This is a genomic window from Sulfurimonas sediminis (assembly GCF_014905115.1).
Lineage (GTDB): Bacteria > Campylobacterota > Campylobacteria > Campylobacterales > Sulfurimonadaceae > Sulfurimonas > Sulfurimonas sediminis.
Genome location: NZ_CP041235.1, coordinates 642,409 through 665,277 on the forward strand (window position 1 = coordinate 642,409; position 22,869 = coordinate 665,277).

The 22,869-nt window shown below is 37.6% G+C and carries 26 protein-coding genes and 2 tRNA genes; 17 read left to right on the forward strand and 11 right to left on the reverse strand.

Features of this window, described 5'->3' with window-relative positions; all coding sequences use genetic code 11:
* Window positions 1-37: 37 nt before the first annotated feature.
* Genes FJR45_RS03575 through FJR45_RS03585 form a run of 3 tightly spaced genes read right to left on the reverse strand, consistent with a single transcriptional unit; the run spans window position 38 to window position 5,016 of the window.
* A complete protein-coding gene (locus FJR45_RS03575; protein WP_193151388.1) occupies window positions 38-1,309 on the reverse strand; it encodes a GGDEF domain-containing response regulator in 1,272 nt (423 codons plus the stop codon).
* Complete coding sequence (locus tag FJR45_RS03580; protein WP_193151389.1) at window positions 1,302-3,254, reverse strand: sensor histidine kinase; 1,953 nt, start codon at window positions 3,252-3,254, stop codon at window positions 1,302-1,304. The genes FJR45_RS03575 and FJR45_RS03580 overlap by 8 nt, the downstream gene beginning before the upstream one ends.
* A complete protein-coding gene (locus tag FJR45_RS03585; protein ID WP_193151390.1) occupies window positions 3,244-5,016 on the reverse strand; it encodes a hypothetical protein in 1,773 nt (590 codons plus the stop codon). The genes FJR45_RS03580 and FJR45_RS03585 overlap by 11 nt, the downstream gene beginning before the upstream one ends.
* Window positions 5,017-5,105: 89 nt before the next feature.
* Here FJR45_RS03585 and FJR45_RS03590 point away from each other — a divergent pair, with 89 nt between their 5' ends.
* Window positions 5,106-5,471, forward strand: coding sequence for a GNAT family N-acetyltransferase (locus FJR45_RS03590; protein ID WP_193151391.1), 366 nt, complete (start codon window positions 5,106-5,108; stop codon window positions 5,469-5,471).
* Window positions 5,472-5,679: 208 nt separating this feature from the next.
* Here FJR45_RS03590 and FJR45_RS03595 read toward each other — a convergent pair whose 3' ends face one another.
* The gene (locus tag FJR45_RS03595) at window positions 5,680-6,024 is read right to left on the reverse strand and encodes a YchJ family protein (RefSeq protein WP_193151392.1); all 345 of its coding nucleotides are present in this window, start codon (window positions 6,022-6,024) and stop codon (window positions 5,680-5,682) included.
* A gap of 305 nt (window positions 6,025-6,329) precedes the next feature.
* On the opposite strand from FJR45_RS03595, the gene pta reads away from it, so the two are divergent.
* Window positions 6,330-8,414 (forward strand): phosphate acetyltransferase, encoded by a 2,085-nt coding sequence (gene pta, locus FJR45_RS03600; protein WP_193151393.1) that lies wholly within the window; start codon window positions 6,330-6,332, stop codon window positions 8,412-8,414.
* Window positions 8,411-9,445: an acetate/propionate family kinase gene (locus FJR45_RS03605; RefSeq protein WP_193151394.1), complete on the forward strand. Its 1,035-nt coding sequence runs from the start codon at window positions 8,411-8,413 to the stop codon at window positions 9,443-9,445. Before pta ends, FJR45_RS03605 begins: the two co-directional genes overlap by 4 nt.
* A 49-nt stretch (window positions 9,446-9,494) precedes the next feature.
* On the opposite strand, the gene FJR45_RS03610 is transcribed toward FJR45_RS03605, so the two are convergent.
* Window positions 9,495-9,713, reverse strand: a complete 219-nt coding sequence (locus FJR45_RS03610; protein WP_151900841.1) for a cold-shock protein — start codon at window positions 9,711-9,713, stop codon at window positions 9,495-9,497.
* 247 nt (window positions 9,714-9,960) lie between these two features.
* On the opposite strand from FJR45_RS03610, the gene FJR45_RS03615 reads away from it, so the two are divergent.
* The 9 genes from FJR45_RS03615 (at window position 9,961) to exbD (ending at window position 16,784) form a co-directional block, all read left to right on the forward strand.
* Window positions 9,961-10,275 carry a hypothetical protein gene (locus FJR45_RS03615; RefSeq protein ID WP_193151395.1) on the forward strand — a complete coding sequence of 105 codons (315 nt, stop codon included), beginning with the start codon at window positions 9,961-9,963 and terminating at the stop codon, window positions 10,273-10,275.
* 67 nt (window positions 10,276-10,342) lie between these two features.
* Window positions 10,343-11,701: a phosphomannomutase/phosphoglucomutase gene (locus FJR45_RS03620; protein ID WP_193151396.1), complete on the forward strand. Its 1,359-nt coding sequence runs from the start codon at window positions 10,343-10,345 to the stop codon at window positions 11,699-11,701.
* A 70-nt stretch (window positions 11,702-11,771) separates the two neighbouring features.
* Complete coding sequence (locus tag FJR45_RS03625) at window positions 11,772-12,086, forward strand: hypothetical protein (protein WP_193151397.1); 315 nt, start codon at window positions 11,772-11,774, stop codon at window positions 12,084-12,086.
* Between the two features lie 93 nt (window positions 12,087-12,179).
* Complete coding sequence (locus FJR45_RS03630; RefSeq protein ID WP_226966519.1) at window positions 12,180-13,361, forward strand: ISAs1 family transposase; 1,182 nt, start codon at window positions 12,180-12,182, stop codon at window positions 13,359-13,361.
* A gap of 118 nt (window positions 13,362-13,479) precedes the next feature.
* The gene (gene pyrC / locus FJR45_RS03635) at window positions 13,480-14,487 is read left to right on the forward strand and encodes a dihydroorotase (RefSeq protein ID WP_193151398.1); all 1,008 of its coding nucleotides are present in this window, start codon (window positions 13,480-13,482) and stop codon (window positions 14,485-14,487) included.
* Window positions 14,477-15,136, forward strand: coding sequence for a response regulator transcription factor (locus FJR45_RS03640; RefSeq protein ID WP_193151399.1), 660 nt, complete (start codon window positions 14,477-14,479; stop codon window positions 15,134-15,136). Before pyrC ends, FJR45_RS03640 begins: the two co-directional genes overlap by 11 nt.
* Window positions 15,126-15,968: a sensor histidine kinase gene (locus FJR45_RS03645; RefSeq protein ID WP_193151400.1), complete on the forward strand. Its 843-nt coding sequence runs from the start codon at window positions 15,126-15,128 to the stop codon at window positions 15,966-15,968. Before FJR45_RS03640 ends, FJR45_RS03645 begins: the two co-directional genes overlap by 11 nt.
* On the forward strand, window positions 15,959-16,405 hold the full coding sequence (gene exbB, locus FJR45_RS03650) for a TonB-system energizer ExbB (RefSeq protein ID WP_188109973.1): 447 nt from the start codon (window positions 15,959-15,961) through the stop codon (window positions 16,403-16,405). The genes FJR45_RS03645 and exbB overlap by 10 nt, the downstream gene beginning before the upstream one ends.
* On the forward strand, window positions 16,395-16,784 hold the full coding sequence (gene exbD / locus FJR45_RS03655; RefSeq protein WP_151900834.1) for a TonB system transport protein ExbD: 390 nt from the start codon (window positions 16,395-16,397) through the stop codon (window positions 16,782-16,784). Before exbB ends, exbD begins: the two co-directional genes overlap by 11 nt.
* Window positions 16,785-16,805: 21 nt before the next feature.
* Here exbD and FJR45_RS03660 read toward each other — a convergent pair whose 3' ends face one another.
* The 5 genes from FJR45_RS03660 to groES all read right to left on the reverse strand — a co-directional run bounded on the left by FJR45_RS03660 (window position 16,806) and on the right by groES (window position 20,367).
* Window positions 16,806-17,045, reverse strand: coding sequence for a hypothetical protein (locus FJR45_RS03660; protein WP_193151401.1), 240 nt, complete (start codon window positions 17,043-17,045; stop codon window positions 16,806-16,808).
* Window positions 17,046-17,495 carry a hypothetical protein gene (locus tag FJR45_RS03665; protein WP_193151402.1) on the reverse strand — a complete coding sequence of 150 codons (450 nt, stop codon included), beginning with the start codon at window positions 17,493-17,495 and terminating at the stop codon, window positions 17,046-17,048.
* A gap of 70 nt (window positions 17,496-17,565) precedes the next feature.
* Window positions 17,566-18,420, reverse strand: coding sequence for a patatin-like phospholipase family protein (locus FJR45_RS03670; protein WP_193151403.1), 855 nt, complete (start codon window positions 18,418-18,420; stop codon window positions 17,566-17,568).
* 6 nt (window positions 18,421-18,426) lie between these two features.
* Entirely contained in the window at window positions 18,427-20,070 is a 1,644-nt protein-coding gene (gene groL, locus FJR45_RS03675; RefSeq protein WP_193151404.1) for a chaperonin GroEL, read from the reverse strand.
* 36 nt (window positions 20,071-20,106) lie between these two features.
* The gene (gene groES, locus FJR45_RS03680; protein WP_151900829.1) at window positions 20,107-20,367 is read right to left on the reverse strand and encodes a co-chaperone GroES; all 261 of its coding nucleotides are present in this window, start codon (window positions 20,365-20,367) and stop codon (window positions 20,107-20,109) included.
* A 214-nt stretch (window positions 20,368-20,581) separates the two neighbouring features.
* On the opposite strand from groES, the gene FJR45_RS03685 reads away from it, so the two are divergent.
* From FJR45_RS03685 to FJR45_RS03705, 5 genes are all read left to right on the forward strand, one after another.
* Window positions 20,582-20,658: transfer RNA gene (locus FJR45_RS03685), tRNA-Met, on the forward strand.
* A gap of 21 nt (window positions 20,659-20,679) precedes the next feature.
* Window positions 20,680-20,754 (forward strand) — tRNA-Asn (locus FJR45_RS03690).
* A 257-nt stretch (window positions 20,755-21,011) separates the two neighbouring features.
* Entirely contained in the window at window positions 21,012-21,476 is a 465-nt protein-coding gene (locus FJR45_RS03695; protein WP_226966507.1) for a SixA phosphatase family protein, read from the forward strand.
* A gap of 97 nt (window positions 21,477-21,573) precedes the next feature.
* Window positions 21,574-21,909, forward strand: a complete 336-nt coding sequence (locus FJR45_RS03700; RefSeq protein WP_193151405.1) for a hypothetical protein — start codon at window positions 21,574-21,576, stop codon at window positions 21,907-21,909.
* 22 nt (window positions 21,910-21,931) lie between these two features.
* Window positions 21,932-22,477 (forward strand): type II secretion system protein, encoded by a 546-nt coding sequence (locus FJR45_RS03705; protein WP_193151406.1) that lies wholly within the window; start codon window positions 21,932-21,934, stop codon window positions 22,475-22,477.
* Between the two features lie 7 nt (window positions 22,478-22,484).
* Here the strand turns inward: FJR45_RS03705 and FJR45_RS03710 are convergent, their stop codons facing one another.
* Entirely contained in the window at window positions 22,485-22,775 is a 291-nt protein-coding gene (locus FJR45_RS03710) for a hypothetical protein (protein ID WP_151900825.1), read from the reverse strand.
* Window positions 22,776-22,869 lie beyond the last annotated feature (94 nt).

The following is a 22,869-nucleotide window of genomic DNA, read 5'->3' on the forward strand; positions in this document are numbered from 1 at the left end:
CTATATAATATTTTTCGCGATTATATCTAAAATATGGTTAAAAACAGACTACTTGATTTCGTCCATTTGCTTTTGCCTCGTATAAAGCCTGATCAACGCGTTTTAAGAGTGATGTCTCCTTTTCTGTGTTTATGTACTCTGTAACGCCAATACTTACTGTAATTTTTTCTACATGTTCAAAAGAATGTTCTTCTACCCTTTTACGTATTTTTTGGGCAAGTTCCATGGCCTGCTCAGCATTTGTATGGGGAGCCAGCAGCATAAACTCTTCACCGCCCCATCGTCCGAAACTGTCCGTTTTTCTTATGGTTTGCAAAACAATACGACTCAACTCCTGCAAAACATAATCGCCTACATCATGTCCATAGGTGTCATTGACATGCTTAAATTTGTCTATGTCAAGCATAAGCAGGCTGAAAACTTCACCGTATCGTTTTGTTCTTTTTATTTCATCTTCTATAAGCGTTGACATTTTATAACGATTATACAAGCCTGTAAGCGCATCTTTGGTTGCAAGTTTTTGAAGTTCTTTTTCCAGGGCAACCCTTTGTGTTATATCACGGCTTGTAGAGACAAAGTAGCGCACTTTTCCGTTTTTATCTTTTATGGGAGAGATGATTTTTTCATCATAGTACAGACTTCCGTCTTTTCTTTTGTTGATTAAAGTATTTTGGTAGGTTTTCCCGTCCAGGACAGTTTTCCATAAATTGTCATAAAATTTTTTTGAATGTTCTCCTGATTTGAGTATACGGTTGCTTTTTCCTATAAGCTCACTCTCTTCATATTGTGTATTCTCGGTTGCAGCAGGATTTACATAAATGATTTTTCCGTCAACATCTGTAATTTGTACCATTTCATGCATCTGTTCTACAGCCTGCGAAAGAAGTTTCAGCTTCTCTTCGCTCTTTTTGAGCTGCTGTGCTGCTCTTTCATTTTGTATGCGTTGTATAAGGGTTTCTAATTTTTCATTAACAGCATCCAAATCTACCGGTTTGAGAATGTAGCCGTCTATTCCAAGGTTAATGGCTTTGTGTAAAAATTCACTGTCATTGTGAGCGGTTATAAGCATAATAAGTTGGGAAGGATTGATTTTTTTGATGGCTTCAACCATCTCAAGCCCACTCATTTTTGGCATACGGATATCTGAAATAACAATATCAGGATGGTGTTTTTTGTACAAAGAGAGACCCTCTTCTCCATCTTTTGCAATATAAATCTTCGTGCAAAAACGCTGTAAAAAGCGTGAGAGCATCTCTCTTACATGTACTTCATCTTCCACATACAGTATAGTAATATCATTCTTACTCATCAAAGTCTATCCTAAATTCTGCACCTTCGTTGGTGTTTTTTACGCTCAGTTTTGCGTTCATATTTTCTTCAATCATCATTTTAGACATATAAAGACCCATTCCTGTTCCTTTGCCCTGTTCTTTTGTCGTAAAGTAGGGCTCAAAAACCCTGTCTATAACCTCTGGAGTGATTCCACCACCATTATCACGTACTATTACTGTATGATTCTTTAAAACAATTGTAATTTTAGCGTCACTGATATTTCTTTCAAGCAAAACATCTTTTGCATTGTTGATAAGATTTAAAATAACCTGCTGCAGTTCATTTTTGTATCCGACTACTTCAAAATCTTCACCAAGCAGCGTAACTTTTATATTGTTGTTTTGCAATTGGGCCTTTTGAATAGAGAGCACTCTTTGTATCGCCTCTTTTACACTGAATCGTTCCTGTGTTTTGTCAACCCGGTAAAAATTTCTAAAATCATCAATAGTATCGGACATAAACTGAATCACTTTTTTTGTTGATTTTATAAAGTCATCAAGATACTCTTTTGTAATTAATCCGTCTTCATAGTCATATTTGAGATTTTGAACGGCTATGCTTATCTCATTAAGCGGTTGTCTCCACTGATGGGCAATGGCGCCTATCATCTCTCCCATGGATGCAAGTTTACTCTGCTGTTGGAGTGTTTCAAGCTGTCTGATATTTTCATTTGTTTTTTCTTTTACGAGTTCTTCGAGTGTTTCATTGAGTTTGTTAAGCTCTTCTGTGCGCTCTTTGACTTTTTTCTCGACATCTTTTTTTGACTCCTCTAACTTTTGAAGCATAATCTGCAGAGAGTCTGCCAACTCTTCTATTTCATCATGTGTATGAATAGTATTGAAGTCAATGTTGTTTTTTGAAGTATCATTGGCAATGGCTTTTGCGGCCTGGGTGATTTTACTCAGCGGTGTAATAAGTCGACGGACAAGTATAAGAGATACCAAAGCAATAAGCAGGGAGACCAACAAACTGTAAAGAGCAAGTGAGCGAATAAAATTTTCATAGTCTTTTTGTAAAAAACTGCTTGTAGATGTAAGTGCAATGTATATAAATTTATCTTTTGTATAGTGAAGTGTTGTATAGGTAAACAATATATCATCTTTATAGTAACTCTGTTTACTCAGATCAAAATCATAATCAAGTCTGTACTCTTTGTGTCCAAACACATATCCGAATGTTTTGCTTTGGTCCTTATTGTAAATATAGTATTTGTTTTTGTCCGCAAGATAGATATTTTTAGGGCTGTTTTTGTCATCATATTGTTTAATCACCCGAAAAAGTTTATTGATATTTGCATTAATGATGAGCATACCAAAGAGTTTTTTATCAATATATATTGGTAAAGAGATGCGAATAGTCGGCGTAAGCGGATAGGAAAGCTGTCCATACTCTTTATTGAGTGTTATATCTGAGACAGAAACCTCTTTTGGGTAGAGTTTTATTGTTTCTTGAAAGTATTTTTTTGCTGCTTTATCCTGTAAGAGACTCTTCTTTTGAATATGTACTCCCTGTTTGTCTTTATAGGTGACAAGGAGTTCCCAACCAGTTTTATATAAAAGACGGATATTGAAATAGGCATCGTTATGTGATAAAAGAGCGATAAAGTTTTTTTCAAGAGAAGACTGTATCCCTTCCAAGGTTCTGTTTGTTTTTTTATCATAATTGTAAGGATTGTAAAATGCCCGTGTATATGCTATAACATCTTCATTTTTTGAGAGAACTTTTGCATCATATATAACCTGTTTGATGTCATTGTAAATACTTTCTTTGTTTTGTTTGAGTTCAAAGTTGAGATGTTCAAGGGAGTTCTCTTTTGAATACTGCATCATAAGAGAAAAAGATAAAAAGACAATCACAAGTATTCCGACAGTGGCAATGATAAAAATGCTGATGGCAACCTTTGTTGAGAGACTAATGCGCATAGGTACTGTCTCTGAGAATTTGTTGTGCAAGTTTATTTGTTGCCTCTAAGACACTGAAAACATCTGAGGGTGTTTTGTTCTTTGGTGTTTTTTGTGAAAGCGCAGTTGTATGCTCTTGTATATTATAGTAAACGCGCAGTTCTGAAACAGTTCCGCTGATGAGGCGTAAGGCATTATATACAGAGTTCGGTGTGATGATTTTGTCACGCGGAATAGTCAGTGTTGCCGAGTTGAGATTGCCTCTTTTTTTGATTTTTGTAAGTGTCTGCATCAGTTGTAAACTTTGCATAAAGACATCAGCGGGAGCTTTTGATTCATACTTCAGTAAAGGAATAAGCATCTGTTTTTGCGTCAAATGATAAGTGACAATCTGGATGTTTTTATAGAGTTTGACAGCAAGAATATAGGTCTCATTCGGAGTATACTCCTGATTTAAAATTGTGTCAAGTTCATACGATATTTTCCATAAGAGATTATAAACATCAGAAGGTGTTTTGTCCTGGTAGATTTTTTTCTCGAGGTAATTTCTGTAGGAGATAAAATTATAATTATATTTTTTTGTATTGTAAACAAGGTTGATTTCATCATCAAGTCGTAAAATGAGTTCATATACCTCACTTGGTGTTATTTTTGTATTTGGTGCATCAGGGATTTGTGAAGGATAAAATCCTTCGAGTGATTTTAGTTTTGCTGTTTTTTCCAAATCTTCAAGACCCTTTACATAGACATAAATAGGCTCAAGTCCATATACATACGGTACTTTTTTTGCTTTGAGCTGGATGCCTCTTCTCTCTTTGATTCGCATAATTTTATGCAAAATATATTCGCTGAGTGCATACACTTCATTCGGTGTTTTGATAAGTGATTTTTGTGGATATTGATTGAGCGGATGAGAAAAATCAAAAGTAGGCAGCAGGGCTTTTGCATATTCAAGATTTTGGACGACATCCGAAGGTGTCTTTTTTGTTTGGAGTTTTTTTGGTGGAAAACTTCTTTCTATTCCCAAACGGCGAGAGAGTCTGTTAAGCTCTGCTTTGACGGTTTGGAGCGAATCATACACTTCTGTGGGAGAGATGACTTTGTGCTTGGCTTTTGGGACAGGTACGGGTGTCATCCAGAGTTTTTTTTCAACTTCACTTATCTTTTTTATCAAATCTATTGAGGCATAAAGTGCATGATTTGGATGAAGGTTTGGTCGTTTTGGCGGCATTTTTACATCACTGTACTCTCTTTGTGAAGAGCGTAAAAACTCAATACGCTCAAGAATCTGCTGTGATTGGATATAAACATCACTCGGGGTAAATCCCTGTCCCAGCAACTCATCGAAACCAAGAGAAACTGTCCAGAGTACTTGGTAAACATCACTCGGTGTTTTGTCTTTGTACTGTTTGTAAGCAAAGTACTTTTTTTGGTTTTTGAGCAGGTAGTGAATCTCTTCTTTGAGTCGTATGACATTGTTGTATACATCCTGCGGGGTAATTTTTCTTGGAGGAACAGGCGGAATGGCAATAGGACCAAAGTTATGTATTTCTCTGTATTTGTTTACTTTTGTCAATACCTCAAGTGTTTTTTGAATAACATGCCGCGGCAGTTTGTTATGTTGCTGTTCAACCTCTTTGAGCGGTTTTGTGATGCCGTTTTCTTTGCGCAGTTCTTCAACCATCTGTTTGAGTACAATAGACTGCGAATAGACATCAGAAGGTGTCTTTACCGAAGCATATAAAAATATCCCAAAGAGTAAAAAAAGCTGTATAAATTTCATATTCTTCCCGTTTTCTTTTCATTATAAAACAAAAAACTTTTGTATCTTCTTAAACCCAAGCTTCTAAGTTTATGTGCTACAATAACATTATGCAAATAAGAGAAATGACACTCAAAGAACTTTACCCCGTGTATGACCTGGTAAAACAGCTTTACACAGAGCTGAGCTACGATGAATTTGAAGACCTTGTCTACGATATGCGACACATGGAATATAAGATGTTCGGTATCCTTGAACGCGGTGAACTGGTATGCTACGGAGGTGCAGCGGTGCAGACAAGCCTCTGCCATAAAAGACATCTTTATGTTTTTGATTTGGTCACGGATGAAAAACATCGTGAAAAAGGCTATGCCAAAATGATGCTGGAGTATCTGCAGGATTATGCCAAAACTGCCGCCTGCGAAAAACTTGTACTCTCCTTCAAATGGCAAGGAAAAAATGTTATCCAAGTGTAAAAATTGAGTTTTTCACAAGTCATGCTGTAGTATAGGAAAGTACGGGTTCCTTTACACTCCGGAATCGGTACTTCAGTGCCGACTGTTTGTTGCGTTCCTGCCACTCTCAGCCCACCCTAAAGGATGGGTTCCTTTTGTGTTTCGGAATCGGTACTTCAGTGCCGACTTTGTGTCTTAACTGTGTAAAACCTGCATAACAAACAAATATTCAGCCACAGCACTTTTTGTATTTTTTGCCACTTCCGCAGGGACAGCTGATATTTCGCTCTATTTTGGAGTTGTAAAGCGTTCCGTCTTTATATTTCCATTGGCCGTCTTCCTGCACAAAAAAACTTTTTTCATGCAGTACATGTAAGGTGTCGTTTTCTTTGTAATAGGCTTTAAACTCGACCGTGTCTGCTGTTACATGTAACACATCCAGTCTCAGCCATTCCAATTCAGGCGTTTGCTGTAACTCTTCAACTGTTTGTGAAACAGAAGTCTGCGCCAAATATTCCCAGTCTTTTTTTACAAATGCCTCGTATCTGCTTATCATTAACTCTTTTGGTGTCATAAAAGTTCCGTTTTTTAGATAGAATTATACTGTATATCCAACTGTTTTTTAGATTCAGGCTTTTGCAGCCTAAAGGTCGGCACTACAGAAAAAAATTTAGTTTTTCTCTCAAGTCATGCTTTAGCATAGAAAGTACCGATTCCGAAATACAGAGGAACCCGTACTTCAGTGCGGGCAAGCGTGGCAGGAACGCAACAACAGTCGGCACTAAAGTACCGATTCCGAAGTATGGAGGAACCCATCCTTCAGGGTGGGCTGGTATGGCTTCAAAGCCGAGATGGCAAGGTTACAAAAAAAGGTAGAAAATGAAGATAAAATCACTCTATATCGCCGCACAGGAAAAAAATGCCGGGACACTCTTTGTTTCCATGGGGATGATGGAAATACTCAAGCGTAAACTGCATCGTGTCGCTTTTTTTCGCCCGATAATCTTTGATAAAAACATACGTGACGGCGATATAGACTTTATTTTACAGCGTTATAGTCTCGATATAGACTATGCAGCGTGTTACGGTTTTGACATTAAAGAGGTCGAAGAGATGATCTCCAAAAAAGAGGATAATCTGCTGATTACGCAACTCTTGGATAAGTTTAAAAAGCTTGAACGTGAGTATGATTTTGTACTGTGTGAAGGGATTCGGCGCTCTTTTTTAACCTCGACCATCAGTTATGATTTAAATGTCAAAATCGCCCAAAATTTTGCCGCACCCGTGATAACCGTCATCAAAGCCGACAGTGCCACAACAAAAGAGATATATGAAAATGTTTTGATTGAAAATGAGTATCTGACTTCTGAGGGATGTACCCATTTCGCCACATTTGTCAACAGAGTCCATGAAGAACAGTATCAAGAGTTGCAAAAAATGTTTGAAAAAGTGCCTTATACTGTTTACTTCTTAAAAGAGGTGAGGGAGCTGAATCTGCCTACGATAGAGGATGTGATGGAAACACTTGGTGCAAAAAAGATCCTGCTTGGGAGCTATGATCATACCAGAGTGATCAAAAATGTCAAAGTTGCAGCGCTGACACTCGATAATTTTTTAGAACATATCGAAGAAGAAGATCTCGTCATTGTCCCGGCTGACAGATCTGACATTATTTTAGGGCTGTTTGGCGCCTTGCACTCTTCAAGTTATCCGAATATTGCTGCGATTATTTTTCCTTTTAGCATGAAGCTCAATAAAAATATTCAAAAGCTCATAGAAGGGCTCAACAGCTTCAAAGTGCCGATACTCTGCGTGGATACTGATACTTTTGAAACAGCAAGAGATGTCATGAAAGTGCACTCAAGACTGCGTGCTCATTCTGAGCGAAAAATTGCACTTGCTTTGGGACTTTTTAACAGCAGTGTGGATATAAAAAGTATAGAAGCAAAGATAGCAACAACCTACAGTGATATTATGACGCCGCAGATGTTTGAATACAAACTTTTTTACATGGCGTCGCAAAACAAAAAAAGAATTGTGTTGCCCGAATCAAGTGATGAACGCATTTTAAGAGCAGCGGAAATAATTTTAAGAAGAGGGGTTGCGGAGATTATTTTTATAGGTGATGAAGTAGAACTCAAAGGGCGTTATCTGCGTTTGGGTCTTGATTTGTCCTTGGCAACTATAGTCAATCATCTCTCATCCCCGTTGATAGAAAAGTTTACGGATGTTTTTTATGAGCTGAGAAAGCACAAAGGTCTGACAAAAGAGGCAGCCAAAGATGCAATGTTACATGTAAACTACTTTGCCACAATGATGGTACAACTCGGCTATGCCGACGGTATGGTAAGCGGTGCCATTCATGCAACGGCAGACACCATTCGTCCCGCTTTGCAGATTATAAAAACAAAACCGGAGTTTTCTGTTGTTTCAAGTGTCTTTTTTATGTGTCTCAAAACAAAAGTGCTTGTCTACGGGGATTGTGCCATTAATCAAGATCCCGATGCACAGACACTGGCCGAAATTGCCATTGCGTCGGCGCAAAGTGCTAAAATGTTCGGTATTGAACCAAAAATTGCCATGCTTTCATACTCGACGGGAGAGAGCGGGCATGGCTTAGATGTTGACAAAGTAAGAACTGCCACACAAATTGTACGCCAAAAACGACCGGATTTACTTGTCGAAGGGCCTATTCAGTATGATGCAGCCATAGACAAAGCAGTCGCAAAAATCAAACTGCCACATTCAAAAGTGGCAGGGGAAGCGACGGTATTTATCTTTCCGGATTTAAACACAGGCAACAATACCTATAAAGCCGTGCAACGCTCAAGCGGAGCCATCGCCATCGGCCCTGTGTTGCAGGGTTTAAACAAGCCTGTCAATGATTTAAGTCGAGGCTGTCTGGTAGAAGACATTGTCAATACCGTAGCCATTACAGCCATTCAGGCGGGAGAAAACGAATGAAAATAGCCGTCATAAACTGTGGAAGTTCTTCACTGAAATTTAAACTTTTTGAGATGCCGGGTGCCAAGGTGTTACGCAGTGAACTTGTCGAGCATATCGGTGAGCCAAATTCATCTGTTGCCAACCATTTTGAGGCGATAGAGTCTTTACATGTAAACTTTAGTGAGATTGATGCGGTAGGACACAGAGTCGTACACGGCGGTGAAAAGTTCAGAGGTTCTGTTTTGATAGATGATGCAGTGGTACAAACAATCAGAAAACTGATTCCTTTGGCACCTTTGCATAATCCGGCGAATCTCGAAGGCATAGAAGTTGTTCGTCAAAAAGCATCGAATATCCCTCAAATAGCTGTTTTTGACACGGCATTTCACACAACACTCAAAAAAGAGGCCTTTGTGTATGCCCTGTCGTATGCTTTATATGAAAAACATGACATCCGCCGTTACGGTTTTCACGGCACTTCGCATGCCTGTTTACTGCATAAAGCAGCAGCACTGCTTGGAAAAAAAGTACAAGAGACAAACATTATTACCCTGCATCTTGGCAACGGGGCAAGTGCCTGTGCGATAAAAAAGGGAAAAAGTTGTGATACTTCCATGGGATTTACCCCGCTTGAAGGGCTTGTAATGGGCTCGCGTTGCGGTGACATCGACCCGGCTATAGTTTTGTATCTGCAAAAGTCTTTACATGTAAACGCAGAGGAAATAGATGAAATGCTAAACAAAAAGTCCGGACTGCTCGGGCTGTGTGGTGAAAATGATGTACGAAACATTGAAAAACGCACAGATGAGGCGGCAAAAATGGCAATGGATATAATGGTGCGACGGATTCAAAAGTATATAGGTGCGTATATGGTCCTGCTTGAGGATGTTGATGCCATAGTATTTAGCGGCGGTATAGGAGAAAATTCTTCTTATGTACGAGAAAGGGTTATGAATAATAAAATACTTAAAAATATAAAATCGTTAGTGATAAAAACAGATGAAGAGTTGCAAATAGTAAATGAGTGTTTGGAAGTTTTAAAAAAATAGAAAGTTTATACAGGCATAAAAGCCTGCATAAGATGTGTGAAGTTAACTACTAAAGAGGAGTTACGTTCTCAGCCTGTGGGCCTTTTTGACCTTCACCAACTTCGAAAGTTACTCTTTGACCTTCTTCAAGTGAAACACGTCCACCACCATTGTTGTTCACTTGACGGAAATGTACGAATACATCTTTTCCACCATTGTCTTGTTCTATGAAACCATAACCTTTTTCGTCGTTAAACCATTTAACTTTACCGTCTTGTAATTCTGCCATTGTCTAGCCTTGTATATTTATTTTGTCAAAAAATTGGGAGAGTCTTTAGGAGGTTTTAACACATAGATCAAAAAACACACTAAAGATGAATTCACGCCTCATCTTTCACTTGGCAACAGTATATCAGCTTTTTTTTAAATAACCAAGAAAATTTGTAGATTTCAATAAATTCTTTTTATATTTAAGGTTTTTTTATCAAAAACCGATATTACAAATGTAGAAAAAAATTATTGAGAGGGCAATATTTATGGAGATATCTTCAAGCAGTGCAATTCAAAATCTATACACAAAAAAACTCTCTGCTGATGATGTCAAAGCGATTAAAAAAGAGATAGCGCAAAATATGAAAGAGATAGCCTTACATGTAAACGAAAAGCCAAACAGCGTAGATGAGACAATCAATAAAATAGTTTCCAATTTCCAGGATTTTCAAAGTTTTTTAGAGAGTGTAGGCTATGACGGTAAAAAATCCGTAGCCGATTTGTCAAAGGAAGAGGGCGAACGTATGCTTCAAAAGATGTTTGAAAAGGCAGATTTTCAAAAGCTTGACATAAAAGTATAAACGAAAAAAGTAATATTTAATGAATATTTATGTAAAATCTCTGTAATAATTTTACAAGGCTGAACAATTGAGCATCTACAGAGAATACGACATACGCGGAATATACGAAAAAGAGTTAAACGAAGAGAGTGTGACAAAAATAGGCTATGCGCTTGCATCTAAAATCAACGGTGAATATGTGGCGGTGGGGTATGATGCCAGAAGTCACTCGCCGATTCTTTTTGAGTATCTGGTGGCAGGGCTCAATGCAGGCGGGAAAAAAGTCCTTGACATGGGGCTTGTGCCGACACCGGTAAACTACTTTACAAATTATCAGGAGTGGGATGGCATCGTGCCTGCGGCTTCTGTGATGATAACAGGCTCTCATAATCCGAGTGAATACAACGGTTTTAAGATTACGGTAGACAAAGCGCCGTTTTTTGGGGAAGATATTTATGCACTTGGGCGTGAGTGCGAGACGATGCAAATGCCGCCAAAAGTCCAAAGAGATGTTAAAAAAATAGAGGCGAAAGAGCGTTATATTGACTTCATGGTCAATGAATTTCAACACCTTAAAGGTATGCAAACAAAGATAGTCTATGATTGCGGTAACGGTGTGGCAGGTGTCGTGCTGCCTGAAATCTTTGAAAAACTGGGCTTACATGTAAAGGGTATATATGTAGAGCCTGACGGAACTTTTCCAAATCATCATCCGGATCCTTCGGTAGAAGAAAATCTCAAAGATGTCAAAGCTCTGCTTGAAAAAGAAGGGGATATTGCTTTTGCGTATGACGGAGATGCAGACCGTATAGCGGTGCTTACACACAAAAACAATATCAAAGGCGATATGATGGCACTTTTATATGCCATGAAGATGGATAAGCCGACAGTTGTGGGTGAAGTGAAATGCTCACAGGTAATGTATGATGAGTTGGAGCGCCGCGGGGCAAAGGCGGTGATGTATAAAACAGGGCATTCCAACCTCAAAGTAAAAATGAAAGAGATCAATGCGGATCTGGCATGTGAAGTGAGCGGACATGTCTTTTTTAAAAATCGTTATTTCGGCTATGATGATGCGATTTATGCAACACTCAGAATGTTGGAACTCATCAATGACGGTATAGATTTAGATGCAGAACTTGCAAAACTGCCTAAAGTGTATTCTACTGAGGAGATTAAAGTAGAGACGACAGAAGCCCAAAAATTTAAAATCATAGAGAAAGTAAAAGAACTGCTGCAAAATCCGCCTGCCGATTTTCCTCGTATCAAAGATATGATAGATGTGGACGGCGTACGCATAAACTTTGAAAAAGGCTGGGGTTTGGTCCGTGCAAGTAACACAACACCGGTTTTGGTAACACGTTTTGAATCCACAGACAAAGAAGAAGCAAAACGTTATGAAACTGCCATCAATGATTTGATAAGCAAAGCAAAAGAAAGTTTATAATTTATAAATATAATAAAGATTAGTTAAACTTAATTAGGTAGAATTCCTGTAAAAATACGGAGTTTTGCCAATGCTTTACTATACAATGCTTTTTCTTGCCTTTTTCTACTTTAAAATCGCCCGCGTTTACAAAAAAGAGGAAAAAGCCAATCTCAATATGAATATTCAAAACACGCTTGTTTTTATTGCAATCGTGGCTTTGCTTGTGTATGGTTTTACCCATAAAACATGGTATACAGTTTTACTTGTTTCTTGGCTTTTTCTTATTCTCGCTTCACTTATGGTCTCTGCTGTGCAGGTCGGTGTTTTTATAGAAGGAAAACCTTTTGTAAAGCTCAGTCATTTATATAAGTTTTTGGCACCTGTAGGCATGCTTCTTTGGTAGGTAAATCCCACGAAAAATAAAATAAATCTTAATCAATAGATTCAAAAGAACTGGAAGAAATATTGCTTAGACTCCTAAAACAAGGAGTTTACCATCAAATTAACACGCACAAAAGCCTTACTTGAATCGCTAAAAAGTATCCCAGACTATAGAGTAGATACAGGGAAGATAGAATATCCATTGCACGAAGTTCTTTTCATGACACTTTTTGCACTTATCAAAGGAAATACAACTTTTAAGGATATATTTTCATGGATGATATATAACAAAGACAATGCAATACTCAAAGAGATTTTTGATAAAGAAGAGATAACGATTCCTTCCAAATCAACATATCATCGTTTATTGATAAACACAGATAATAATGCTTTGGAAAAAGTATTTAGAGAGTTCTTTTTTCCATTCATTGCACAAGAAAATATTGCTATTGACGGGAAGTGGCTGAGAGGTAGCGACGTGAATGGTCAATACACACAGGAAAGACATAAAGCAATACTAAATATCTTGGATAAAGATATAAAAATAGTGTTTGCTCACAAGTTTTTAGATAAAAATAAGAGTAGCGAAATTACTGCACTCAAAGAGGTTTTAAACGATAATATTTTTAGCAATGAAGGACAGATATTTTCCTTTGATGCACTGCTTACTCAATCAGAGATTCTCAACACTATTGATGAGCAAGGTAACAGATATATAGCAAAACTCAAAGATAACCAGAAACACCTCAAAGAGAAAGCTATAAAGACCATAGAAGAGTTTAATCAGCCTACAGATAGAGTTGATGATGAAGATAGCTATTTAACTGAAAACAACAAAAGAGTCTCTCGAAAAGTAGAAGTTTTTCAAAATAAAAGTGCTGATTTAGTTATGTATCATGAGAACTTTCAAAATATTCAATCACTCATTAAAGTGACGAAAACATTAACAAATGCACAGACTGGTGAAGTTACAATTTCAACTCAATATTTAATGGCTAACTTTAAAACAACTGCAAAAGAGTTTCTTCAAAAGATACTGCAACATTGGAGAGTGGAAACATATCACTATCACTTAGATATGCTTACTGAAGAAGATGACCATATAGCATATAAAGAGCCTTTCTCTATAGCTATTCTTAGAAGTTTTACTGTTAATCTTTATCAGTTGTTTTTAAATGAGAACAAAGATAAAAAGGTACTCCTAACCGGTAAAACTACAATGGCAGATATTAAAAGAAATGCTCTTTATCGTGATGATTTTAGTGTTCAATTGATTGAATCAAACTATATTGATTAAGATTTGTTTTATTTTTCGTGGGATTTACCTACTTCTTTGGTTTAGCGATGTATATTTATGGGGCATTTAACCGCGAATTTGTTATAATATTTGTATTGATAAATTTAAGGAAATTTTTATGAAAACCCATACACTTTTAATGCCTCTGGATATGCACCTGCACCTTCGTGACGGCGTTATGCTTGAAAATGTAGCGCCCTTGAGTGCATACAGTTACAGCGGGGCTATAATAATGCCCAATCTTGTGCCTCCTGTTGCAACAAGAGAAGATCTTTTAGCATACAGAGAACGGATTATGGCAGCGGTTCCAAATGATTATTTTGAACCCTATATGACACTGTTTTATAAAAACTATGATAAAGCTTTTTTAGAAAGCATAGTGGATGAAATAACAGCGATTAAACTCTATCCTGCAGGAATTACTACAAATTCAGAGGGTGGTGTCAGCTCTTTTGATATTGAAGAGATGCGTACTACTTTGGAGACTATGAGCAGCTTGGGTATTCCTTTGTGCGTGCACGGCGAGACGGATGGCTTTGTAATGGACAGAGAAGCGGAATTTATGAGTATTTATGAGCTTTTGGCACAGAATTTTCCTGATTTGAAAATTATAATGGAACATATTACAACCAAAGAAGCGGTTGCCATGTTGGACAAATATCCGAATTTGTATGCGACGATTACCGTGCATCACTTGCTCTTAACACTGGATGATGTCATCGGCGGATTGATGCGGCCGCACCTTTTTTGCAAACCGATTGCCAAAAGACCCGAAGATTTGGATGCACTCCTAAGTGTAGCGCTTGAAGCACATCCAAAAGTAATGTTCGGATCAGATTCTGCGCCGCATCCTCAGCATAAAAAAGAGTCCTGTGGCTGTGCGGCGGGCATTTTTACCGCGCCTATCTCACTACAGCTTTTAACAGAAATATTTGACCAGTTTGACAAACTTGACAATTTGCAGGCATTTGTAAGTGATAATGCACAAAATATTTATGGAATTTGCCCTGAATTCAAAGAAGTGATTTTGGAAAAACGACCGTTTTTGGTACCTGAAAATTATTCGGGTGTTGTACCAATGTTTGCCGGTGAAAAAATCGGATGGGCTATAGAGAGTGTCGATTAAAATACTGCTGCTTGAAGATGACCTTCTTTTTGGAGAGACCCTTGTGGACTTACTCGAGGAAGAGGGGTATGAAGTGCTTCATTATCCAAACGGGCAGGATGCTCTTGATGCCACCTATGATACAAAGTTTGATATTTATCTTTTAGATATCAATGTGCCTCTTATAGACGGCATTTCACTGCTTGGTGATTTACGCTCTGCCCAGGATGAAACACCTGCCATTTTTCTCACTTCGCATAAAGAGAAAGAGATGCTTCATCGTGGTTTTGTAAGCGGTTGTGATGACTTTTTGACAAAACCTTTTGATAATGCGGAACTTTTATTTCGTATACAGGCACTTATGAAAAGAACCAAGACCAAAGAAGCGGAATGTATCGGGGAACTGTGTCATGACAAGCTGCATAAATGTATCTATTATAATAAAACGGCTTTGGAACTTTCAAAAAAAGAGTATGAACTTTTAGTGTTGCTGATGAATCATGTCAACTCTCCTGTACCAAAAGAGCTGATATATGAAGAATTATGGACAACGGCTGACGGAGGAGGAAGTGATGGAGCTATACGCGTTTATATAAACAGGCTCAAGCAATTACTGCCTACTATGTGCATAGAAAATATTCGCGGCATCGGATACAAACTTGTTTCGTAATCTTCGAATCATTATCTTTGTTTATTACTTTTTTACTGTAGCAGGTTTTTTACTGCTTGGATATTATTTTATCAACGTGTTACATGTAGAGAATCTTTATATGTTTGCTTTTATTGTTCTTTGTATTGTTATACTCTCAGGCGTATTTATATCCAAACTTGCAGTTGATCCTTTGGCTGAGTATGTTCAAGAGTTGCAAAACCTTTCAAAAGAGACCCTCCATGAGCTTAATCTGCCTATCAGCACCATTACCACAACGACACAGCTTTTAGGCAAAAACTGCCATGATGAGAAAATACTCAAGCGCATCGGACGTATAAATACAGCCTGTATGATGCTTAAAGAGCGTTATAATGAGTTGGATTATCTGATTAAGATGCAGACAAATCAAAAGATAAAAGAGATGTTTTTTGCTGATGCGTTAGTCAAACAGAGAGTTGACTTTGTAAAAAAAATATATCCTCAAATGAAATTTAATCTTGTGCTGGAAAAAATGCCTGTATTGAGCGATCAAAAAGGTTTGGGCAAAGTAATTGACAATATTATTGATAATGGGGTAAAATACTCAGGCACTTCAAGAAATATAGATATTGAGGTAAAAAACAACAGTATAAAAATAAAAGATTACGGAATAGGGATGGATGAGGTTGAACTTGTTCGTATCTTTGACAACTATTACCAGTCAAACAAAAATATGCAGGGTTTTGGCATAGGATTAAATCTTGTCAAAAGATTTTGTGAAAGAAACAATATAGAACTGCTGTTGCAGTCATCAAAAAATATTGGAACAACAGTAGAATTAAAATTTAAACAGGAATATGAATGCAAATAACAAATGATATAATGACATATGCAGAACAGGCCCTTGATTATGGTGTTATGGGGACTTTGATACTTATGAGTATTGTCACTTTGTGGCTTTTTATTGAAAGAATGATGTTTTACAAGAGTGTACGCATAGAAGATTATAAACACAGAGACAATTTGGAACTTGACTTAACGGACAATATCAATGTCATAAGTGCAATAGGAACAAATGCACCCTATGTCGGTCTGCTGGGAACGGTCATCGGCATCATGATCACTTTTTATACTTTGGGTGATTTGGGTGCTGTGGATGCCAAAAAAATCATGATAGGACTTGCCCTTGCACTTAAAGCTACGGCGATGGGACTTGTTGTGGCAATGCCGGCTATTGTCGCCTATACCATTCTTCTTCGTAAAGTTGAAAGAATTTTAACAAAGTTTGATGTGGCCCATGAAGTGTAAAAAACAGTTTAAAAAGTTTGACCAGATCAATGTCATTCCTTTTATAGATATTATGCTTGTTCTGCTTGTCATGGTACTGACAACAGCTACTTTTATAAAGCAGGGCGTTATTCCCGTGAATTTGCCAGAAGCAAAAGCGACAGAAAAAGAAGATACAAAAAAAGAGGTCACAGTCTATGTGAATGCAAAAAGTGAGATATTTTTTGACAAAGAGAAAGTAAACCTCAAAGAGTTACAGCAAAAACTTTCTGCTGTTTCCAAAGACCAGACGGTAGTGCTTCGAAGTGACAAAGAGTCCAAGTTTCAGGACTTTGTAAATGTGATGGATATTTTAAAGAAACTCGGACATGAACAGTTGTATATAGTTACGAAAGAGTAGTTTTACAGTTAGAGGTGCCCTTTAGTAATTTGTCTGCAGCAGTTTAAACTTTTTTTCTTTTATAGATGTTTTTTTGTTTGCAGCCTGTGGCTTTTTTAATTCAGGTGCTTTTGTATTGAAACTCTTTTTTTCTATTTTTTTTGTATCTTCTTGAAAGAGTGTTGAAGCAAAGAAAAATAAAATCATTATTATGACAACACTGGCATAAAGTAAAATATAGTTTTTTATATGCCCTGACTCAAACGGGTTTTCAATCTTCATCTAAACAAAAACCTTCATTGATTTTAATTTTTCATTTTCAATGCTTGTCTGTTCTATCTGTGAGATTAATTCTTTATCCATGAAAGCGGCTGTGTGCTTTTGCACCAAAGAAACCAGTGTGGCATAGGAGCTCAAATCGACTGTTCTTTTTCGTAAGGCAGAGTGTGTGACAAAGTTTAATATATCTTCATCTTTGAGCAAAGGGATGTTTTTGAGAATGTTTTTTGTCATCAACTCATTAAGAGCGTCATCATGAAGAAGTGCATTGTCAACGTTTGTTTTTGCGATTTTTTTGTCAAGACCATGTTCAAAAAGTTTTTTGCTGACTTTTGCTCTAAAACTGTGTGTGCTTTTTGTGTGAATGGTTCCCTGCAGATCTGTTTTTGGTAGAACACCACCAAATGCAATATTTCCTATAAAGACTGTTATTATAAAAATTTTATTACTCATCTGTTTTCCTTGTATGTTATGTATTGCCATCCCATAGCAAACTTAAGTATAGTCATTATAAGACAATAAATTATAAATCAGTTCTTTTTTTGCATAAATTATAACCATATGCTATCAATTCTTCCGCTTTGTCAAAGTCAAAAGTGTTGCATAAGTTTCTGGGTATATCTATTTCTATATCAGAAGGGTACGCTGCAAGTTTCATACGGGCGAGTGCTCCCTGGAGTGTTTCAAAAGATTTGTTTGCAATGCCGTACATATTGTCTTCTTTGATAAATGTATCGGGTAATGAGAGAGTCTTGAGATAGTGTTGCAGTTTTTGCCGTATTGGAGTGTCACTCTTTTTACGCTTTTTTATTGGCATATCAGGAGCAGCTTCAGCACCCAGATTTACCGAAATAGTGAGGTCTGTGTCATCATGAAATGTCGGAGCAATCGGAACAGGATTGAGTACCCCACCATCAACAAGTTTTTTTCCTGATGGTGTGATAAAAGGAGTGAAAAAAAGAGGTAGAGAGATGGATGCTCTAATGGCACTCAGCAAAGAACCACTGTTAATCCATACTTCTTTTTCAGCTTCTATATCTGTACAGACAGCTGTAAATTTTATATCTAAAGATTCGATGAGGTGGTCACCCAGAAGGTCTTGAAGTTTTTGCATCAATTTGTTGCCTGAAACAATGCCACCGGAACCTTTAAAGTCAAGTAGTTTTAGCATTTCAAGGGTGTCTATCTGTTTGAGCCACTCTTCGTAGGTATGTAACACTCCGGCTGCATGAAACCCACCGACAAGCGCACCGATAGAACATCCTGAAATAGATTTTATTTCGTAATCGTTTTCTTCGAGGTATCTGATGATGCCAATGTGGGCTAGACCACGGGCACCACCACTTCCAAGAACCAAGGAGACAGTTTTTTTACTCACTGCTTCTTACATCATTCCCGGCATTCCCATTTGTGGAGGCATTCCTCCGCCCATATCTGCTGCAGGAGCTTCTTCTTTTGGAATTTCAAAAATCGCTGCTTCTGTAGTAAGGAGCAGGCTTGAAACGGAAGTCGCATTAGTAAGTGCAACACGCTCAACTTTAAACGGATCGATAATACCCGCTTCAAACATATCTACATATTCACCTGTTGCCGCATTGAAACCAATATTTTCATTCTCTGCATTTTGAATTGCATTGACAACAACACCGGTGTCAAATCCTGCATTTTGCGCGATCTGTTTTATAGGAGCTTTGACCGCACGTAATATAATCTCAGCACCGATTTTTTGATCACCTTCAAGGTCATCAATATTTACTTTTGCAGCAGCATGAACAAGTGCTGCTCCACCACCGATGACTATACCTTCTTCAACAGCTGCTTTTGTAGCCGAAAGCGCATCATCAACGCGGTCTTTTTTCTCTTTCATTTCAGTCTCAGTTGCAGCACCGACTTTTATAACTGCTACTCCGCCGCTGAGTTTTGCAAGACGTTCTTGCAGTTTTTCTTTGTCATATTCACTCGACGTTGCTTCAATTTGTGTTTTTATTTCAGAAATACGAGCTTTGACAGCTTCTTCACTTCCTGCTCCGTCAACGATGACAGTATTGTCTTTGTCTATGACAACACGAGATGCCTGACCAAGCATAGAAATTTCTGCACCTTCAAGCGTATAACCTGTCTCTTCAGAAATAACGGTACCGCCTGTCAATGTTGCAATATCTTGCAGCATTGCTTTTCTTCTGTCTCCAAAACCAGGTGCTTTTACAGCGGAAATGTTGAGTACACCACGAAGTTTGTTTACAACAAGAGTTGAAAGTGCTTCACCCTCTACATCCTCAGCAATGATAAGTAGCGGACGGCTTGTTTTTTGTACCTGCTCTAAAACAGGAAGCAGATCTTTAAGCGATGTGATTTTACTGTCAACCAGTAAGATATAAGGATTTTCGATTTCTGCTGTCATTTTTTCAGTATTTGTAATGAAATACGGGCTTAGATATCCACGGTCAAACTGCATACCCTCAACAACATCAAGCTCATCTACTATACCTTTTGCCTCTTCAACAGTAATTACACCGTCTTGACCGACTTTTTCCATCGCTTCGGCTATCATATTTCCGATTTTTGCATCTGAGTTTGCCGAAATAGTTGCTACCTGTGCAATTTCATTTTTGTCTTTGATAGATTTAGAAGCTGCTTTTAAGTGCTCTAAAATAGAATCACAGGCTTTGTCCATCCCGCGTTTGACTTCAACAGGGTTTGCACCTGCCGTGATGTTTCTAAGCCCTTCGCTAAAAATCGCATTTGCAAGCACTGTTGCTGTTGTTGTTCCGTCTCCGGCTTCATCCGCAGTATTTGAAGCAACTTCTTTGACTAGTTGTGCTCCCATGTTTTCCAGGTTGTCCTGTAACTCAATTTCACGGGCAACGGATACACCGTCTTTTGTGATACTAGGCGCACCATAGCTTTTTTGGATCAAAACATTACGACCGCGAGGCCCCATTGTCACTTTTACCGCATCTGTGAGTTTTTCAACTCCGCGTGCCAGTTTGTTTCTTGCGTTATCTGAAAATATTATCTCTTTTGCCATTTGTTAAACTCCTTATATTTTTTAAATTTTTTTTACTTAACCAATGATTCCGAAAATATCATCAACATCTATTACTATATATAAATCACCATCAAGTGTAACTTCATTTCCGGAGTATTTACCAAAAATAACTTCATCACCTTTTTTTAGCTCACTCACTTCTGAACTTACTGCTACTATTTCCCCTCGAGAAGGCTTCTCTTTTGCATTATCAGGGATAATAATACCTGAACTCGTAGTATTAGCCTCTTCAACACGTTTAACCAATACTCTTTTTCCTAAAGGTGTAAAATTCATTATATCTCCTTACAAATATGATTAATTTATGAGAAGAATATTACAAGAAAAAAGTAAAAATGTCAATACCTTTAGTCATATTGACTAAGCTTGTCTTATTTTTACATGTAAAGTTCTTTGACAGATTGCTGTATGTGTCCAAATTACTCAATTAAAAGCCTGTTTTAGTAAAAATAAAGTTTAATATATGTATAATTCCACCCTCTTAAACGATGTCAGGGTAGCTCAGCTGGTTAGAGCACTGGTCTCATAAGCCGGGGGTCGGGGGTTCAAGTCCCCCCTCTGACACCATTTTAAGACACTTCTTTATATTCCGGATTAGCTCAGCGGTAGAGTAGGTGACTGTTAATCACTTGGTCACTGGTTCGAATCCAGTATCCGGAGCCATTTCTTTTTAAACCCCTAAAATACGATATTTAAAGAGATTTTTCCTATCCACTGTACCCATATTGTGCCAAAGTGTAACTACCAAATATTTCCCGCCCATTCAATACCCAAGTGCGACAATTTCATTTCGATAATAGCTTCAAATGGTTTTAACGAAGCAGTAGTACTTTTGCTATAATGTTGAGATACATCAGGATTTTTAGAGATGCCTTTATATAAGAGGGAAGGAGGGTAGTGTTATTAAAATTCTATACATCATAAGACATGCCAAGTCCAGTTGGAAAGATTTGGATTTGGATGATTTTGACAGGCCTTTAAATAAACAAGGCAAAAGAGATGCTCCTGTTATGGGCGAGAGACTTGCAAAAAATCAAATCATACCTGATATTATTTTGTCCAGCCCTGCAAAAAGAGCGAAGATGACTGCAAAAATCATTGCAGACAAAGTTCATTACGATAAAAAAATTATTTTTTTACAGCAGATTTATGAAGCGGACAAGCAAAGCCTGCAAAAAATTGTCAATAATATTGATGACAGATTCAGTACGGCATTTCTTGTCGGACATAATCCGGGTTTGAATGAACTAGCTGAGCATTATGTTAATTATGAAGAGAATTTGCCTACATGTGGAATTATTGGCATTGTCTTTACATGTAACCACTGGAAAGAGAGTAATGCTGAGAATGCAAGGTTGCTGTTTGTTGATTATCCGAAAAAATAAAAAAACTTTTATAAACAACAATTACTTTTCGAAAAGTAAGCTTCTTTTGCATATAATCACTATACTTAGTTCATTGATAGTATAAAGGAAAGAGTTTATGTATACAGTACAAATGGAAAAAGAGTGTGAGTGTTTTAAAAAAAGTGAATACGAAAATAATGTTACATTTCAAACACAGCAAGAAGCATATAAATATGCAAATATAGTAGCTGAACTTATGAATGAAGAGTTCTGTGGGAAACACACTTTTGATGCACAGTTAGCCGAAGGTGATATGTTTGTAATAAGAGTGGCTTTGAATGCTACAGCGGTTTCTGGTTGCAGCACAGGTGTGAGTTGTGATGCTGGCTGTGAATCTACGGATGACTGGTCTCTTGAATCAACAGAGAAGTCCAATGGCGGCAGCTGTGGTAGTGGATGTGGTTGCGCTTAAGTAAAAAAAAAGAGAGATTATAATGAAAAAAGCATTTACATTACTTGAACTGGTATTTGTAATAGCCGTGATTGGGATACTGGCTGCCGTTATTCTCCCCAGAGTAAAAACAAACCCGGTTGCCGAAGCAGCTGTTTATTTACTTTCACAAATCAGATATACACAGCACTTGGCAATTATAGATGACAAGTTTACCCAAAATAACACTTGGTACAAAGACCGGTGGCAGATTGTTTTGAATGGAAACAGTTTTTCCATAGTGAGTGATAATAACACAAGATTTGCAAAAGATCCGCAAACTAACAGTAATATAAATAGTGTAGTTTTAAAAGGGGTAACTTCAGTTACAACTTCTGGCGGCTGTGCCAATCAGTCTATAATCAGTTTCGATCATTTAGGCAGACCTCTTGTCGGAAGTCTTGCCGCTACAACGGCTGCATACACTGCAGCAGGTAATAATGGTGCACTTTTAACAATTGACTGTAATCTTACACTTGCAAACGGCAGTGATGAAAATGTTACTATAACCATCAGACCGGAAACAGGATATGCAAGTATTGAACCGTGAAGCGTACTTACGCTCCACCGCCAATTTCGGCATGCAGGTCAAGATAATGTTTGTCATTCCGGGGCATGGTATCACTCATATCACGGGCTTCTTCAAGTGCTTTGATAACTTCATCGAGTTTTTCATAAGGCAAATGTACTTTCCAGTCATGGTCATCATCCCCTTCAAGTGAAATTCCTATACTTACGACGGGACTGCTGAAGTCACCATACGGTTGTTCAATATGAGCAACGCTTATCTCTCCATACCTTGAATTCGGCAACTGTATTGTAGCTATTGATAATGCTGATTTAGGCATCTCTTCTCCTTGATTATAAGAGCACATAATAATCATAAAAAGTTATTCTTTCTGATTCAAATGGCTTGTGTAAAATCTTATCAAATAAGACTGA